This window comes from Microbacterium festucae (genome assembly GCF_025421715.1).
In the GTDB taxonomy this organism is placed as follows: Bacteria; Actinomycetota; Actinomycetes; order Actinomycetales; family Microbacteriaceae; genus Microbacterium; species Microbacterium festucae.
This window is the reverse complement of the sequence record NZ_JAOEFC010000001.1, coordinates 750269-765268: the sequence shown is the minus strand read 5'-3', so window position 1 is coordinate 765268 and position 15000 is coordinate 750269. Positions and strand designations below refer to the sequence as shown.

Here is a 15000-nt window from a genome sequence, read left to right as displayed (position 1 = left end):
CGACATTGGGGCCTACCCCTAGGGGTAGTAGTTACATCGCTGTAGTTATCCACCGTTGTGACCGTGCAATACACAAACTGTCCACCACTTTCTCCACAGGCGCCACATAGCTTTCGATTACCGTCAGGCCGCGGAATTCCGCGAGTGTGGTAAGTAGTTTCGACAGCTTTCCACAACATCGTCTGCAACCGCGGGCCGCTTGAAATCTCGAGCCTGTGGACAACACGATCGGCGTGTCGCATCCGGAGCGCGGCGCGTCGCACCATTGCGGCCCTGAGCGGCCGACGGATGAGATGCGGCTGGAAGACTAGAGGCAGAGCCATTTGCACCTGCGCCTCGCGCGGAATGGTCGGGGCAGACTCCGCGTGGTCGGCAAGGCGCTCCCTGCAAGGTGTTGGCCCCGCACACACCAGGCGCACCGATCACCACGGCCGTCACCCTAAGCCGCGGGTGACAAGACCCCGAACCCATCGAGCGGCGGCGCGCATGCGCGGCGAATCATGTCGATGAACGGAGCGCCAGAGGCCGTGGAATGCGCAAGCTCCGATGCGCGCGTGTTCTCGGCCGCGCTAACGTTCCGCCACGCCAGTACTCGGCGGCTGACCGCCGCGACATCGTCAAGGAATGCGCGCTGAGTGCGGCCGTTGCCTTCCCGAAACGGGTGCATGTAGTTGAGGTCGGCCAGAACATCCGCTGCGAGCCGCACGAACGTTTCGTCGTCGAGAGACATATCCGAGATCAGACCGCTCGCAGCCAGTTTCCCGAAAGTGTGCTCCGCAGCGGTGTCCATCATGGAGGCCGCATGAAACTGCGACTGGCCCTTGGAGATCTCGACCTTCCGCACCTCGCCCGCCCACGGGTACATGTCCTGGAACAGATGGTGATGCAAGGCGCGCAGATGGGCCATGTCGAACGTCTGCGCAACCGGCGCATCGACGAGTTCAATACGCCGGGCGAAACTGAAACGGCGCTCTGCCTCCGCGAGTTGCCGCGGGTCGGTAAGGCGGAGCTTGTTGTGAAAGACACCCGACGCGGGATCGGTGTACAGGTCATCCGCGCTACTTGACCCCATACTCGGCCTTCAATCGCGCCACCAGGTCACTGCCGGTCGCGAGACCGTCGACGTAGTTGCGAGCGTCCGTCAGATCTCGCTCGTCGGGCGACAACCCCTCAAGCGCCCAGCTCGCGAACGCCTCCTCGACGGCCCGAGCCCGCTCGGCGCGGTTCGGCGGGTTCGCGGGTCTGTCGCCAAGGTCACTGCCCGTCAGCTTCAGCACGAACAGCTCGAACGGATTCGTCTTGCCGTTGCGGGCAAACACCAGCGCCTTCAACAGCGCTGTCGTCGTTGCTCGTTCAATCGCGACGGGAGCAGCGCCGGCCCCAATCAGAGTGACGTTCAGCGCGTTGACCACTGAATGGACCGGGGCTCCGCCCAACGCAACTTCAGAAGCACGTTCGATGGCTTGCTGGACCGCATTCGTCACTGACCGGGTGGCAAGTTCGACTCCCGCAATGATCGGGGTGACGCCGGAAGCAAGCGCGTCCACTGCTCGGTCGTACTCGCTGAGCGCCATCTCGACTCGCGCGCGCTCGACCGCGCCAGAATGGGTGTCAGGTCGTCCCTCGATCAGATCCAGAAGCTCGCGGTCACTGAGTCGCAGGTTTTCCGCCACTGTCGCGCTGTAGATGTTGCGCGCGCGGTCCGTCGACCGTGCCCGAACAACACTGCGTGTGGTGTTCATCGCACCCTCCCCTCTCTTCGACAGGTTCATGCGCGGTACACACTCATTCTCGCGCACGTCGTACAGGTTGCGCGGTGTCTGTCCGGCACCGCGCAGAGGCAGTCGCCCATCTCGGCGCCGCCGCAGCGCGCCCGCCATGCGCGCGACCGCCCAAGGCAAATCGCTGCGGGCAGTTGTCTCAAGGACAGAGGCCCTTGCGGCCTCCACTGCGTCGGTGGCCCGCCCTAGCATCGGGACGTTGGGGAGGGGAGCGTCTGTGGGAACGTCGCGTCGATACGCACATGTCGTTGACGCGCAGATGGATGAGCGAGTTCTCCAACGTATTGCCGCTTCTGGCGCGCTTGAGTCGCTTACGCGAGAGGAGCTCGCGCTGGACGCGGTCCCGTGCACGACAGATCCGCAGCCGAAGTCGGTGCGCGCCTGGGTGCGGTTCGGTGGGACACCCGTTCGCGTGGAGGCGGAGGCGTGCATGTGGACGGCGGATGCGGTCGCCATCCAGTTCCAGGTGGACGGCCGTGTTCGGAGGTGCTGGGTGTGGCGTGGAGCGGTCTCCGACTAGTGGTGGATAACTCAGACGGCGTTCGAGACCGCGGCCTATGGTCGGTGGATGATCGCGGACGACGACCTCGAAGCTCGCCCAGCCTCGGTGCCCTACGTGCAGGACCGTGATGGGTGACTCAGATGCTGGATACGAGTGTCGTGCGTGTGCCTTGGTCATCGCGTTCCCATTCGCGGACGTCACCTTCATGCCGAGGGAGTCGGCGACGCCGTTCGTCGAGGCTCCGGTCGGTCGCCGCGATGGTGTCGGGTTCGTGTGGAGGGTGTCACGAGCGTCGGCAAGCCGGTTCGATTCGTAAGACGAACTCGGCAACGATCGCGTCACGATGCACATAAGTTCGAACATAGCTTCTAGTTGGGCCTCGAAATGCCAAGTCCTGCCAAGGTGACCTTGGCAGGACTTTGCCCTACTCCCCACTGGGAAAGAGGGCCCCCGCCAAGGCTGCCAAGTAGTAGAGGTACTACATGAGAAGAAAAAGTAAGTAGTAAGAGTAAAAGGGGGAAAAGCACTCTTCGACCCCTTATGGATGGGTGTTCCGCGCTTGGCAGACTTGGCAGGCGCAATTTTTGTCGCTCCGACCGGGTCTTTTGATCGTTTTTGGACTTGGCAGCGACCTTGGCAGGACCTTGGTCGAGGCGATCTCGGGTGTTTCGCGCTGATCGGCCCCCGATGTGCCGCAGGGTACATGGTGAGAGAGAGCCGTAGACGAGCACCCACTGCATGAGCAGCAATGCTCAGCCGCTCTACGGCCGTAGCGGACGTACAGGCAACGTGCGACGAAGGGTGTTCAACAACTCAACAGGGGGATTGCGGTCGGGACTGGCGCGTGGTGCGAGTGCATCACCTCCCGCGGAACCGGCCAGCGATCATTTGAGAGCCGCCTCCGGCCACTGTCGTGATGACATCACCACCGGGCGCAGTCACACTGCCACCGTGACCCGCTCTCACCAGAAGCTGCCTCGCTCGTGTACGCCCGCGACTAGCCAACGGCTGTCCGAGCGAGCCGGACGACTTCGTCGATTCGTCCGCCGCGGAGGAGGCCGATCGGACTGACGGATGCGCCGGCCGCGTGTAGCCATCGCGTCCAGGCCCACGGGTCGTCGCTGCGACAGGCGAGCACCTGAAGGACGTCATGCAGTCCTGGGACGACGAGCCGGCCAACGAGCTGCAGCTCGGGGTAGACCGGCGACCCCGAGGACATCGGGAGCCGGAGAAGACGGAGATCGTGGGCTGCTTCGTCTAGCTCTTGGGGCGTCAGCTGGACGATCTCGCTGAACCGGGGTGCGGAGAAGAGCGGTCCGACGGCGCTCGCCCACCCGCGGTCTGCGAAGTCGGCGGGGCTCGGGTTGATGTCGGGCTTCGGGACCGGGGAGGCCAGGATCCGGATGAGCGCCCTGGTGTCTGCAGGCGGCAGCTTGTGCGGGAGGGTTCCCAGCGCGTTCATGAGCGCGAGGAGCAGGGGGCCGCGGTCCTCCGGGTCGTGGAGTGGGCTGCCTGCGGGGATGCGTGCGATGGCCGTGACCGGGGTGGTGTGGCGCCAGGTGCCGACGTAGCCGGGGTGGGCGGGCCTCTCGGCGTCGTTCTTCCACCAGACGATCATTCCGTGCCTCGTGTTTACGTCGAAGGTGCACGAGACCACGTACATCGGCTCGGTGTCGTGGAGGAGGAGCGAGACGACGGGGTAGCGGGTGATCGTCGGTGGCCGGTCCTGATCGAGGTCGACGACGTACACGGTCCGAGACTCGGTGACCACCACATACATCCCCGGATCGGACCGCTGCGTGAGCGAGTCCACCGCCCACGCGTCCTCGGTTCCCGTGTCGTCAGTCATCGGGATCCTCCGGCAGCGCGGTCGCACGCCACTCGGCCGCAACCCATCGTGCGTCCTGGAGCACGGCGTCGGCTCGTCCGAGGGCGAACCGACGGGTCCTGCGACGGCCTCGCCCGTCCTGCGCGTACAACCAGGCGGCCCACCGCCATTCGTCGTCGGAGCCGGTGCGGAGCACACGGAGCACGTCCTGCAGGCCGGGGATCAACTGCCCGTCGCTGATCTGCCAGCCTGGGTAGTACGCCCCCTCGCCGACCGTCAGAAGGCGCAGCGCCCGCAGGTCGTCCGCCGCCTGCTCGAGCTCCTCGTCCGTCATCCCCAGGAGCTTTGCAGCGTGGTCCTGGGGGATCATCGGACCGAGAGTCGCCGCCCACTGGTCCGGCAGCACCCTGCGGGGACTCGGCAGTTCGCGGAGGTTGAGTCCGTCGATGATCTTCAGTACTCGCCCGGCCGTGACCTCCTTGCCCGCGTGCCACCGCTCCAGCAGATCGCTGATCGCCGGCCTCGCCCGCTCGCCGCCTCGCGCGACGTGATCAGCGATGATCTGCGCGATGAACTCCTCGCCGGCGAACTCGATCTTCACAGCGTCGAGGACTCGGTTGCGTTCCCGGTACACCTCCCGCGACCGCCACATGAAGCGGATGTCCCTGTCACGCTTGCGCCGCACCTCCCGGCGTCGCCGATCACGGAGCTCGGCCTGCCCTTCGACCGTGCTCGCCATCGCCAACCACTCGTCGATCGCCACAGTGTCCTGCCCCTGCAGCCCGGTCAGCGAGCTCACGGGCCGGTAGATGAGGGTGAGCGCCCGGTCGACGGGCCGACGCGCGGTCATCAGCGAATCGTCCGGCTGGTCATCCACCCACACCAGCGGCCGGCCCGGGAACGCGGCGGCTAGCTGCCGGGCTTTCCACACACCCGAACTCCGAGCCCCACCCGCCTCACCGGACACGGCGACCGGGAGCTCGGGCAGCCCCAGCGGGCCGGCGAAGTAGGAGTTCGCGTGGGCCTGCCACGTCGTCGCCCACCTCACATCCTCGCCGCGCTCGACCAGCCGCCGCACCCACTCGACTCCGGCCCGCGAGAAGTACTCGGTTTGCGTCGACGTGCCGTCCTCATCCCACGGCGGTTCCGAGTGGAAGGTGGACGGGTACGCGTCACGATGCATCGTGATCGACAGCTCGATCACCTCGGGGTCGCCTGGCCACCGCAGCAGAGAGCGTAGGACGCCGTCCATGTCTAGAGCCACCACCACCGACTGAAGCTGCGTGTATTCGCTCGTCATGCCTGCCCCCTCGGTGGCTGTGCAGATGGAGCGCCGGCATCAAGGCGCCATTGCCATTGGTTACTATTGCGTATTACAATACGCGCATGGCTCAACGGCGAGCAACACCCGCGAAGACCGCGGGAACGGAATGTGGTGAGCGGGGGGATCCGTCCTGGCGGCGCCTTCCGGTGCTCGTTCGCCCTGCTCCGTTCGAGACGATCAGGAGCTTCGAGCGTCGCCTTCGGCAGGTCAATCACCTGCCGGAAGGAACCTTCCCCTACGCACAATCGAGGCGTGAGGGCAGATCGTTGGCAGCGCTCGACTATCGCCGAGAGTTATGGGTGGAGATTGCCGGCGACCTCGATCGTGGACACTTCGCTCGCTCTCGTGAGGGCTCACCGCATCATCAGGATGTCGAGTGCGACGAATGTCGTGCTTGGGTGAGTGGACGAGCGGCTTGCCGACTGTGCATGCGAGGCGTGGTCGCCGAGCAGATGCCCCATGACGGGCCGCGAGTGTGTACTCTGCACGGCTTATGGATTGGTCCGCACACTGCCATTGACCAGCAGGTCCGCGTCGATTCCACCGTCATCGACGCCGATCGGCGGTATGCCCGCATGCGAGGGCTCGGTCATTTGAATCCGGTTCTGCTGGCAGAGCTGGAGTCGTGTGTTTCGCAGTGGCGTGCCTGGCGGGGAGCGGTGCCGTTCGATCCCCCGGACCTGTTCGCGATGGCGGTTCGCGTGGCACGCGTCGTGTTCACGCGTGGAACGGTCCGCGGCGAGTCTTCGGCTCAGGCTGTTTATGACGGATTGCACGACGACCTGGTCGACTCCATCGGTGGCACATGCATATCCGGACTCGTTGACCGCGTCTGGATGCTGCTGCGCCCAGTCGGTAGCCCAGGCGATCCCCATGCGTTCTCTGTCGCAACAGGTACTGGCGAGGGTAGCCACGAAGTTGAGATGCGCAGTTGTGCGTGGCCGCGCCAGATGCATGAGCACCTATCGCAGGTCCGCTTCTCCCGGGCGGGACTGCCGAGGGAAGATGCGGGTCGAGTCCCCCACGCGATGACCGAGTACTCATGCCGGCTGGGTCATCACTATCGATCTCGCTACTCGCGCCTAGAGAACGCGACCGGCGGGTGCCCGTACTGCAGCAACCGTAAGACACTGATCGGGTTCAACTCGCTGCAGGACACTCACCCCGACGTCCTCGCAGAGTGGGACTACAACGCGAACACGAGTGTTCAGCCGACAGAGCTACAGGCTGGATCCGGGCGAAAGGTCGCCTGGCGTTGCAGTGATGGTGGACATCTTCACTACGCAAGCCCCGCGACGCGTGTGAAGCAAGGGTCGCGATGCGGCGTGTGCGTCAAACGAATCATCGACCCGGACGCCAACACACTCGCTCACACGCACCCCCACCTCGCGAGTCGATGGCACCCCGCTCTCAACGCCTCCATCACGCCAGAGAGCGTGACCAGCGGCAGTAGGGGGAGCGCGTGGTGGGTGTGTGACCGGGGCCATGCCTACGCTGCGCTGATCAGGTCACAGGTCCGGTGTGCCCGATGTCCCTTCTGCTCGCGCAGACTGGCGCACCCGTCTACCAGCCTTCTCGTAACCCACCCGGAGGTCGCGGAGACGCTTCACCCGGTGCTGAACGGCGCGCTGAGCGCTAATGACGTCCTCGCTGGCTCATCTGCCGTGCTCTGGTGGCGCTGCGCATCGTCGGGACACGTGTACCAAGCACGGGTCTACAACAGAGTGCGGACCGCAACATGTCCAGGCTGCCGGGTGCGCCGCCGGTAGCTACTCACCCGCGTGGTGAGCATCCGGAGGCGATTCGCGTGCCGGGGTGGCCCCTCGCATGCAATCGGCTGGCCTGTTGTTCGAGATCCACGAGGTCGCCTCCGGCGCGTAAAGCTGGGGCAAGCGTCGCTACGGTTGCCGTCGCGATTCGGACTGGCGCTGTCGCTCCCTGTAGAACCGCTCGATGATCTCACGGTGGGGAGTGCTGAGTCCCCAGACTTCGATCGCGGGGCCGATGTGTGTGTACAACCGGCCAACGTCCTCAAGTTGCATGACCACGTGTCCTGTCAGCAGCCGCTGGAGCCGTGGGTAGGGGAGGCCCATTTCCTCCGCGAGTGCCAGAACCGTGGTCGTGTCCGACTTCGGCACGTAGCGCTTCCGAACACCGAACGCGATCGAGTGCTGATACTGAGCGGCCCAGCGATGCGCGACCGTGCGTTTCTCCTGTGGGTCCACGTCGACCCACTGGACGATGCCCAGCTGGCCGAATTCCGTTGGCTCGACCACGAAATCACGAGGGCGATAGCGGGGATTGGGCATAGCTCACCGTAGTCGGCTGAAGCGAATAGCGCCAAAAGCGCCATTCGGAGACCGCAAACGGGGTTTCGGTCGTGACCTCGCGCATGGGGGAGCACATGACCAAGAAACAGCACATTGGGCTCCCCGCGGGAGATGGATATGACCGCGCGCACTGGATTGACGGCGCGGGCCGGGCGCAGGCGGTTCGGGTACTCGACGCCGCGTCGGTAAGGGACATGTCGCCGACCGGACGCACCCGACCCATCTACAAGTGGACGGGCATGACCAACTACCACGGGCACTATTGGGTCTCGAGCACGGGACGCCACGTCTGGCACGAGTCAATGGCCGAGTACAGCGTGATGATGCTCATGGACCACCTGCACAGCCCGACGAACGCGCTGTCTCAACCGCTGCTCGTGACGTTCGCAGACGGAAGCCATCACACCCCGGACTATCTCCTCGACACGCCATCGGGAGGACGCCTGCTCGTCGACGTCCATCCCAAAGCGCGAACCACCAAAGAGCACGCCAAATCGTTCGAACAGACTCGTCGCCTCTGCGAGGGAGTGGGCTGGGGCTACTACCTGTTCGACTCGCTGAATCGCGTCGCGGTCTGGAATCTCGAAATGTTCGCTCGCTACCGGCACCCGCGGTACGCGCCGAAGGCCGAGGTCGCCGAGACAATTCTCGCGCTCGCCAACAAGGTCGAGACGTTCGGCGAGCTTCGCGCCGCCCTGAAGACGGACAAGCCTGGCGAAGCCATCCCGTACATCTATCACCTCATGTGGCGCCGCCACATCCAGTTCAACCTCAGCCGACCCTTCCGGGACCACAGCCCCATCTGGGTCGGCAACCAAATCAGCAACTGAAGGAACCACCATGAATGCTCCCCGTGCAGTCAGCATCGGTCAGACGGTCGAACTCGGCGACGATGTCTTCTCGCTCGTCGGCTACGACCGCGGCGTCTACTCGCTCCGCAACGAGTACACAGACGACTACATCCAGCTCTCCCACATCGAGCTCGCGCGACGCCTCCCGCGAGGACGCGCGCTCGAAACCGTGGAGCCCGAACGCACCGTCGCAGAGACGCTCGCCGACCTGAAACCCGAGATGGTCGCTCTCCTCCCGCATCTGCGGGAACTCCTCGACGGCACTCCGCTCGAGGGCGGCGAACGCCGAACTAAGTACGGCGCGAAGGTGCCCATCAACGAGAAGCTGGGCGCGAAGGAACTGGAGCTGGAGAAGCTTCACATGCCCGTCCCGTTCGGCACGCTCAAGCGCAAGTACTACGCGTTCAAGGCCAGGGGAATCGACGGTCTGACGGACAGGCGCGCCGGACGAAAGAACGTGGCAAACCGCACTGATGAAGACGTGGTGAGCCTCATTCGGGAAGTCGTCGCGACCTACGAAGGGCAGAGCACCACGTCATATGCCGCCATCCGAGCGAAGCTTAAGAAGCGGCTGATGGAGGAGTACCCCGACGCTAGCCAGCGTCCCACCGCACCATCCATCTCAACGGTCGAACGATACGTAAAGGCGATCTCCGGCGACCTCGACCCGACCCGGTCGGCCAAGCAGCGCGAAACAAAGTCGCTGTCGCCAAAGCGAGCACACCGACCGCGACGCGTGATGGCGCCGGGCGAGGAATGCCAGGCCGACACCACGAGGTTCGACGCCCGAGTGCTGATGCCGGACGGGAGCATCCGTCGCCCATACCTGACCATCCTCACCGACAAGGCAACGCGCAGCATCCTCTCCTTCTACTTCTCCGTAGACGCCCCGACTGCCACTGACCACGCGGCGCTCATCGCTCGCGCACTCGTTCCCCGACAGCTGCGACCGTGGAGCACGGACTATGACGAGCTCGGACTCGCTGAGCTGCCCTGGGCCAAGTACCTGTCGGTCGACGACCCTAACCAGTGGGACACCCACCGGCCATGGATTTTCCCGAGCCGCATCATCATCGACAACGGCCAGGACTACCGCGGCGAAGTGGTGCTGATGACCTGCGAGCGGTACGGCATCACGCTGACGCAGTCACCGCCCCACAGCCCGACGAGTAAGGCCCACGTCGAGCGCACGTTCGGCAGTATCAGCAGCAAGTTCGCCCGCTATCTTCCGCAGTACGTCGGTGGCAAGTCCGATGACCGTGGGGCCAAGCTCGATGACAGCGCGCCTCTGGACCTGCGTACGGTCGCCGACCTGTTCGACCGTTGGGTGGCTGTGGTGTGGCAGAACCGCCAGCATGACGGTCTCGTAGACCCGTGGAGGACGTCGGTCCGACACACGCCGAACACCATGTACAGCGCGGCAATCGAGTTCAGCGGGCACCACCCGGTTCCCCTGCTCGAGGACGACTACATCGCCCTTCTCCCGTTCGAACCGCGAACAGTTCAAGCCAAGGGAATCACCCTCGGCGCCCGAACGTACGACAGTCCTCACCTTGGGCCGCTGCGCCTCAACAAGACCCCGGAAGGAAAGGCCGCGATGCGGAACGTCCACTTCGACCCGAGCGACTACTCGCAGGTCTGGGTGCGTTCGCCCCTCGACGGGGAGTGGATTACGTGCGCTTGGACGGAGGAAGCCGGCCTCTCCCGTCCTCACCTCCCGGCGCTGATGGCCGCCGCGGCCGACCTCGCCGCAGTCAAGCCGGGCTTCACCAATGAGGAGGCCGATGACCTGTTGATTCGCTTCCAGGGTGAAGCGGTCATCAACGCTGCAACCCGGAAGCGAGCCGAAATCGAGGCGACGCGAGCCGCGCTGAAGAGTACGGCCACCGGCGTCAGCACGGACGCGCTCGTAACTGCACTGGAAGCACGGTCGACGGGTGCGAGCTTCGACGAGTTCGACGACCTCGACACTTTCTGAAAGGACTACCGATGACTACGGAACCGATCTCGCCGCGTGGGCACTTCGACCAATTCGAGCAACTCCTCTGGCTAATCGAGAACGACAAGCCCGCCAAGCCGAGCACGCTGTCGCTGGCGGAGCACGCGGCGCTCAGCCCGAACGCGCGGCAAGAGTATGACGACATGCGAATCGCTCACGTCGCTTCGAACATTGTGGTGCGCACTCCGCACCTCGAGAGTCTGCTCAAGGAATTGCGACGCGCGTCGCTTCGCGCCGACCGGGCCATCGGTCGCACGGGCGTGGTGCTAAGCGGCCCTCCCGCGGCCGGAAAGACCACCGGCGCGTTCCGCGCAATGGTCGACGGGCTCGCACGGCACGAGAAGCGCTATCCCGAGTGGCGAAAGCTCGGCCACATCCCAGTGGTATACGTCGAGGTGCCGCCCGGCTCGAACGCACGCAACATACTCGGGTGCTTCCTCGACTTCCTGGGCCTGCCTTACTCCAACACCGTTACGGCGGAGACTCGTGCCCGCATGGTGAAGGAGCACTTGGTCCGCGGCCACACCAGCCTCGTGGTCATCGACGAGATGCAGAACCTGTTCATGAACAGCCGCGGACACAGTGAAGCCGCGCAAGCCATCAAAGCGCTGATGAACGCAGTCGCCGCCGTGCCGCTGTACGTGGGCGTCGAGCTGGAGAGCTTCCTCACCGCCGGCGACGGGATGGGGCGACAGTTCGCGTCCCGGTCCACCTTGATATCGCTCGACAGGCTCGGCATCGACACGCCTGCCGAACAGCGACTGTGGGGTGGTGTCATTCACGCCTTCGAGTCGGAGCTCATGCTCCTGAACCACGAGGCGAAGTCTCTCCTAAGTCACGGGGCCTACCTGTGGAAGGTGACCCGTGGGTCCCTGGGCACTCTCAACCGACTTCTGACGACGGTGGCCCTGGAACTCATCGATGCTGGCGACCCATCCAACGAAACCATCACGATGGACAAGCTGGAGTCCGTGAAACTCGACATCACCGCCAGCCGCGACTTGGACCGCGCGCTCGACATCGAGGCGGGCAAGAACTGGGGCACGTCGCATGCAGCGTGAAGTTCGCCGACTCCCCGTCCGTGTGCGACCCGCGCCGCACGAAACCCAGCAGAGCTACGAGCGTCGGCTTCGGACGGCGAACGACATCCCGCCTCCGGCCTGGGGCATTCACCGATCGAAGGACTCACGCGGTCAGTCGCTCGCTCGCTGGACCTTCGACTCAGGCACGATCGAAGCACTCGGCGGGCTGGATTCTGGCCATTTCGACGCTGAGCAATCTCGGCAGCCGCATCACCCTGATGGCAGCCGCTGCAAGAAGTGCACGTCGACGCTCGAGAACCGATATGCCTGCGCCAAGTGCTTTTCGGGTGAGGTCGCGCAGTACCCGCACGACGGCCCTCGTGTCTGCCGTCGGCACCTCTCATGGATTGGTCCTGGCGCCGAGCCGGCGAGCCAACACGATGCATCCATGCGCGTACTGCGTGCTGATCGTCTCTACCGTCGCATGCGCCGGTGGGGCATTGTCGATGCTTTCCGGCTCAGCGAACTGGAAGAACTGGTGCGGTACTGGAACCTCGTCGAAGCGCAACAAGGACTATCAGACTCGGAGATCTTCCGTATCGCTGTTCGACTCGCGTACCGGCTTCTGCGGCCGAGACTGTTGGCTTCGGTCGTCGACCGTGGCCGCACTGCCTCAGCCCGATACAGCGAAGTAGCCGGTGTCGTGGCCGAGGTTGTCGGCAACCGACCTGCGGCCACGCTGGTCGACGGACTCTGGTTGCTGCTGCGGACGATGGGACATCAGCCGCCCGAGGACCCCCACTCGTTCCTCGGAGGCGACGACCGCGAAGACCTCGACGATCGGGAGGTCCTGGCGCAGCTCCGCACTTCCTTCTTCCCGCGGCGTATGCACCTACACATGACGCAGTTCATCTGGTCACCTGCTCCGTCGAGCAGGTTGAAGCCCATGGTCACTGTTGTCGCCGACGACGGCTATCTGTGTGAACGTCGCCACCGGTTTACCGCGAACTACCGTCAGCTCGGTGCGCATACAGGTGGCTCTGGGTGCGGCTACTGCTCCCGTCGCCGACTACGTCCTGGCTTCAACACGCTGGCCGACACCCACCCAGAACTGGCCGCTGAGTTCTCCGCGGACAACGGTGGCCTCACCGCGTCCGACGTGCTGGCAGGCACTGACCTGGAAGTCAACTGGATCTGCCGGGAGGGGAACCACCAGTGGAGCAGCCAGGTCGGACAGCGAGCCCGTGCAGACGGCACGATCAGTACTCGACGAAAGTGCCCAGACTGTCGCATCAGCCGAAACTCGTTGCTCATGATGCGACCGGACGTCGCCGCTACCTGGCATCGGTCCCTGAACGGAACACGATCGCCGGCCGACGTCACCGCGGGTTCGACAGAGGTGTTCTGGTGGGTGTGCGATGAGGGTGACGTGTATGACTTGTCCGTGACACGAAGAGTCGCCCTTCGCGTCTGTCCCGTCTGTGCCAATAGACGCGTTACGGATGCGAACTCCATGCGGACGACCGATTCCTGGATGGCCGAGCTCTTCCATCCGACGAAGAACGGTGATCTCGACCCGGACAACATCGTCGCAACGTCGGGGTCTGTCATCCATTGGATATGCCGTGACGGCCACGAGTGGCCGCGGCGCGCTTACCGTCAACAGCAGTTGGGACCCATCTGTGACGAGTGCGAAAAGTCCAAGTCAGAGATCTCTGCGTCGGCAAGGAGTATCTTGGAGAGACTCGCCGCGCGCGGTCCAAGCAGCGCAAGCGACCTCGGCGATCTAGGGCTGACACATTCGGTACTTTGCTATCACCTGAGGAAGTTGGCTACGGCGGGTCTGACGAGCTACGAGCGAGGCCCCCGAGTAGTAGGTCGGAAGGGCGTGGCCAAGGTCGCGGACCTCACAGCGGCCGGCAGGGCGTACCTGGATAACCACTAAGCCTGCAGGGCCCTATGGACGCCGCACGGTCATTCATGCTGCCGGGCCGCCGAAGGAAATCCCGGCTCTCCGCAGCTTCGATCCAGGCGACAACGTTGCTCCCGCCTGGATCGAAGCTGCTCGCTACAGAGTTGCGGTCCGCGACGAGCGCAACGCAACCAGGATGTCGACCACCGCGATCGCACTGAGAACCCCGAGAGGTACCCACCAGACCGATCGGTAGAAGTCCCATACGTCCACGTCCCCTCGCAGCGCCCCGAAGGCGATATACGGCAGGGCGAGCATGGCGACCGGGATGATGACCAGCGTCCACGTGCGGCCCGTCCGGACCGTAGTTCGCCCAGCCCGCGCGAGGGCAACGGTGCATGCCACGGAGACTCCAGCGGCAACGACAAACGCGATCAAGGGAAGAAGGTCAATCAACATGCTCACCCTTTCAGGAGGTCAATTGCAGGTGATCGTGGAGACGTTTTCGGCAATCTTGGCGGGCTCGAGGTTCCAGGGAGTCTTGACCATACCGAAGCGGAAGTGGCAGTTGTACTGCTTGCTCATGCTCGCTGTGACGTTGTGGCTGTGATTCCACCAGTTCGGCGACCCGGAGAAGGTGTTGTACACCGTAGTCCAGGTTCGAGTGCCTCCCTCGTTCCCGATACCACCAGCGCGAGGCATAAGCGAGAGCGACAGCATTCCGTCGCGCGTGATCCATGCGCCGGACTGGAAGAAACTACTGAAGGAGTCGGCTGCAGCGACTGAGACCCGACCTGCGAAAGGCGCCTCCGGAGCGACGGTCACACCTGCCTCTTCGGACTCCGCCGCCGCGACATACGCCGCAACTTCATCCGCGGACGGGACTGCGCCATATCGCTGGAGGTACGCGTCGATTTCCGATTCAGACGGTTCGTAGCCGAAGACACGCGTGAGTATCTGCTCGTCCTCGGCGGTTACTCCGCTGGACTCTGCCGCCTGCGCCGGGAGAGCGGTCACGGCAAGGAGGGCGACTGATAGTGCGGCGGCTACGAGCGTGCGCGATGTGGTGCGGGTCGATCCAGTGTGGCGTTTCATTTGATCTCCAGTTGAGTAAGGCGACTTGCCGTTGACCGGAGCATAGGGAGGCCTCGTTGCTCGAGATGACCGTCTTGTGCGGTCAATCTGTCGACGTCCAGAGGGGACTGCGTCGGTGTGTGCGCGTGTCGGATGCCAGATTCTCGTGTGCATGCCGAAGATCGGCGAAAGCACTTGCCAGGGCAGATTCGCTCATCTGAGCGACCCGTCATGCGCCGACCTCACCCAGCTCGTCGCGAAACATGCCGGAGAAGCCTCGAGCTCACCCCCGCCCGTCATTAGTCCAATCGGACTATGGACGCAGGCTCGAGGGGCGAGCTAGCTTGGCGCCAGCTCGCCTGAGTCTTGCTCCTTCC

12 protein-coding genes are annotated in these 15000 nt (G+C 64.3%); 5 read left to right on the top strand and 7 right to left on the bottom strand.

Translation table 11 applies throughout. The features are described from left to right. Window positions 1–439: 439 nt before the first annotated feature. From N3K63_RS03280 to N3K63_RS03260, 5 genes are all read right to left on the bottom strand, one after another. Window positions 440–1072 carry a Fic/DOC family protein gene (locus N3K63_RS03280; RefSeq protein WP_261578556.1) on the bottom strand — a complete coding sequence of 211 codons (633 nt, stop codon included), beginning with the start codon at window positions 1070–1072 and terminating at the stop codon, window positions 440–442. Beyond that, entirely contained in the window at window positions 1059–1772 is a 714-nt protein-coding gene (locus N3K63_RS03275; protein WP_261578555.1) for an antitoxin VbhA family protein, read from the bottom strand. The genes N3K63_RS03280 and N3K63_RS03275 overlap by 14 nt, the downstream gene beginning before the upstream one ends. A 1508-nt stretch (window positions 1773–3280) precedes the next feature. Then, on the bottom strand, window positions 3281–4132 hold the full coding sequence (locus N3K63_RS03270; protein ID WP_261578554.1) for a hypothetical protein: 852 nt from the start codon (window positions 4130–4132) through the stop codon (window positions 3281–3283). After that, entirely contained in the window at window positions 4125–5411 is a 1287-nt protein-coding gene (locus N3K63_RS03265; protein ID WP_261578553.1) for a hypothetical protein, read from the bottom strand. Before N3K63_RS03265 ends, N3K63_RS03270 begins: the two co-directional genes overlap by 8 nt. A 515-nt stretch (window positions 5412–5926) precedes the next feature. Then, a complete protein-coding gene (locus N3K63_RS03260; RefSeq protein ID WP_261578552.1) occupies window positions 5927–6310 on the bottom strand; it encodes a hypothetical protein in 384 nt (127 codons plus the stop codon). Here N3K63_RS03260 and N3K63_RS15215 point away from each other — a divergent pair. Further along, window positions 6272–7204 carry a zinc-ribbon domain-containing protein gene (locus N3K63_RS15215; protein ID WP_390895098.1) on the top strand — a complete coding sequence of 311 codons (933 nt, stop codon included), beginning with the start codon at window positions 6272–6274 and terminating at the stop codon, window positions 7202–7204. The two genes, N3K63_RS03260 and N3K63_RS15215, sit on opposite strands and share 39 nt — an antisense overlap. A gap of 129 nt (window positions 7205–7333) precedes the next feature. Here N3K63_RS15215 and N3K63_RS03255 read toward each other — a convergent pair whose 3' ends face one another. After that, window positions 7334–7744, bottom strand: a complete 411-nt coding sequence (locus tag N3K63_RS03255; protein ID WP_261578551.1) for a hypothetical protein — start codon at window positions 7742–7744, stop codon at window positions 7334–7336. Window positions 7745–7839: 95 nt separating this feature from the next. Here N3K63_RS03255 and N3K63_RS03250 point away from each other — a divergent pair, with 95 nt between their 5' ends. The 4 genes from N3K63_RS03250 to N3K63_RS03235 all read left to right on the top strand — a co-directional run bounded on the left by N3K63_RS03250 (window position 7840) and on the right by N3K63_RS03235 (window position 13582). Then, the gene (locus N3K63_RS03250) at window positions 7840–8595 is read left to right on the top strand and encodes a TnsA-like heteromeric transposase endonuclease subunit (RefSeq protein WP_261578550.1); all 756 of its coding nucleotides are present in this window, start codon (window positions 7840–7842) and stop codon (window positions 8593–8595) included. A 10-nt stretch (window positions 8596–8605) separates the two neighbouring features. Beyond that, window positions 8606–10594, top strand: a complete 1989-nt coding sequence (locus N3K63_RS03245; RefSeq protein ID WP_261578549.1) for a Mu transposase C-terminal domain-containing protein — start codon at window positions 8606–8608, stop codon at window positions 10592–10594. A gap of 11 nt (window positions 10595–10605) precedes the next feature. Beyond that, window positions 10606–11676 carry a TniB family NTP-binding protein gene (locus N3K63_RS03240; RefSeq protein ID WP_261578548.1) on the top strand — a complete coding sequence of 357 codons (1071 nt, stop codon included), beginning with the start codon at window positions 10606–10608 and terminating at the stop codon, window positions 11674–11676. A gap of 409 nt (window positions 11677–12085) precedes the next feature. Further along, window positions 12086–13582 (top strand): zinc-ribbon domain-containing protein, encoded by a 1497-nt coding sequence (locus N3K63_RS03235; RefSeq protein ID WP_261578547.1) that lies wholly within the window; start codon window positions 12086–12088, stop codon window positions 13580–13582. Window positions 13583–14026: 444 nt separating this feature from the next. On the opposite strand, the gene N3K63_RS03230 is transcribed toward N3K63_RS03235, so the two are convergent. Beyond that, on the bottom strand, window positions 14027–14566 hold the full coding sequence (locus tag N3K63_RS03230) for a DUF2599 domain-containing protein (protein ID WP_261578546.1): 540 nt from the start codon (window positions 14564–14566) through the stop codon (window positions 14027–14029). Window positions 14567–15000: the final 434 nt, after the last annotated feature.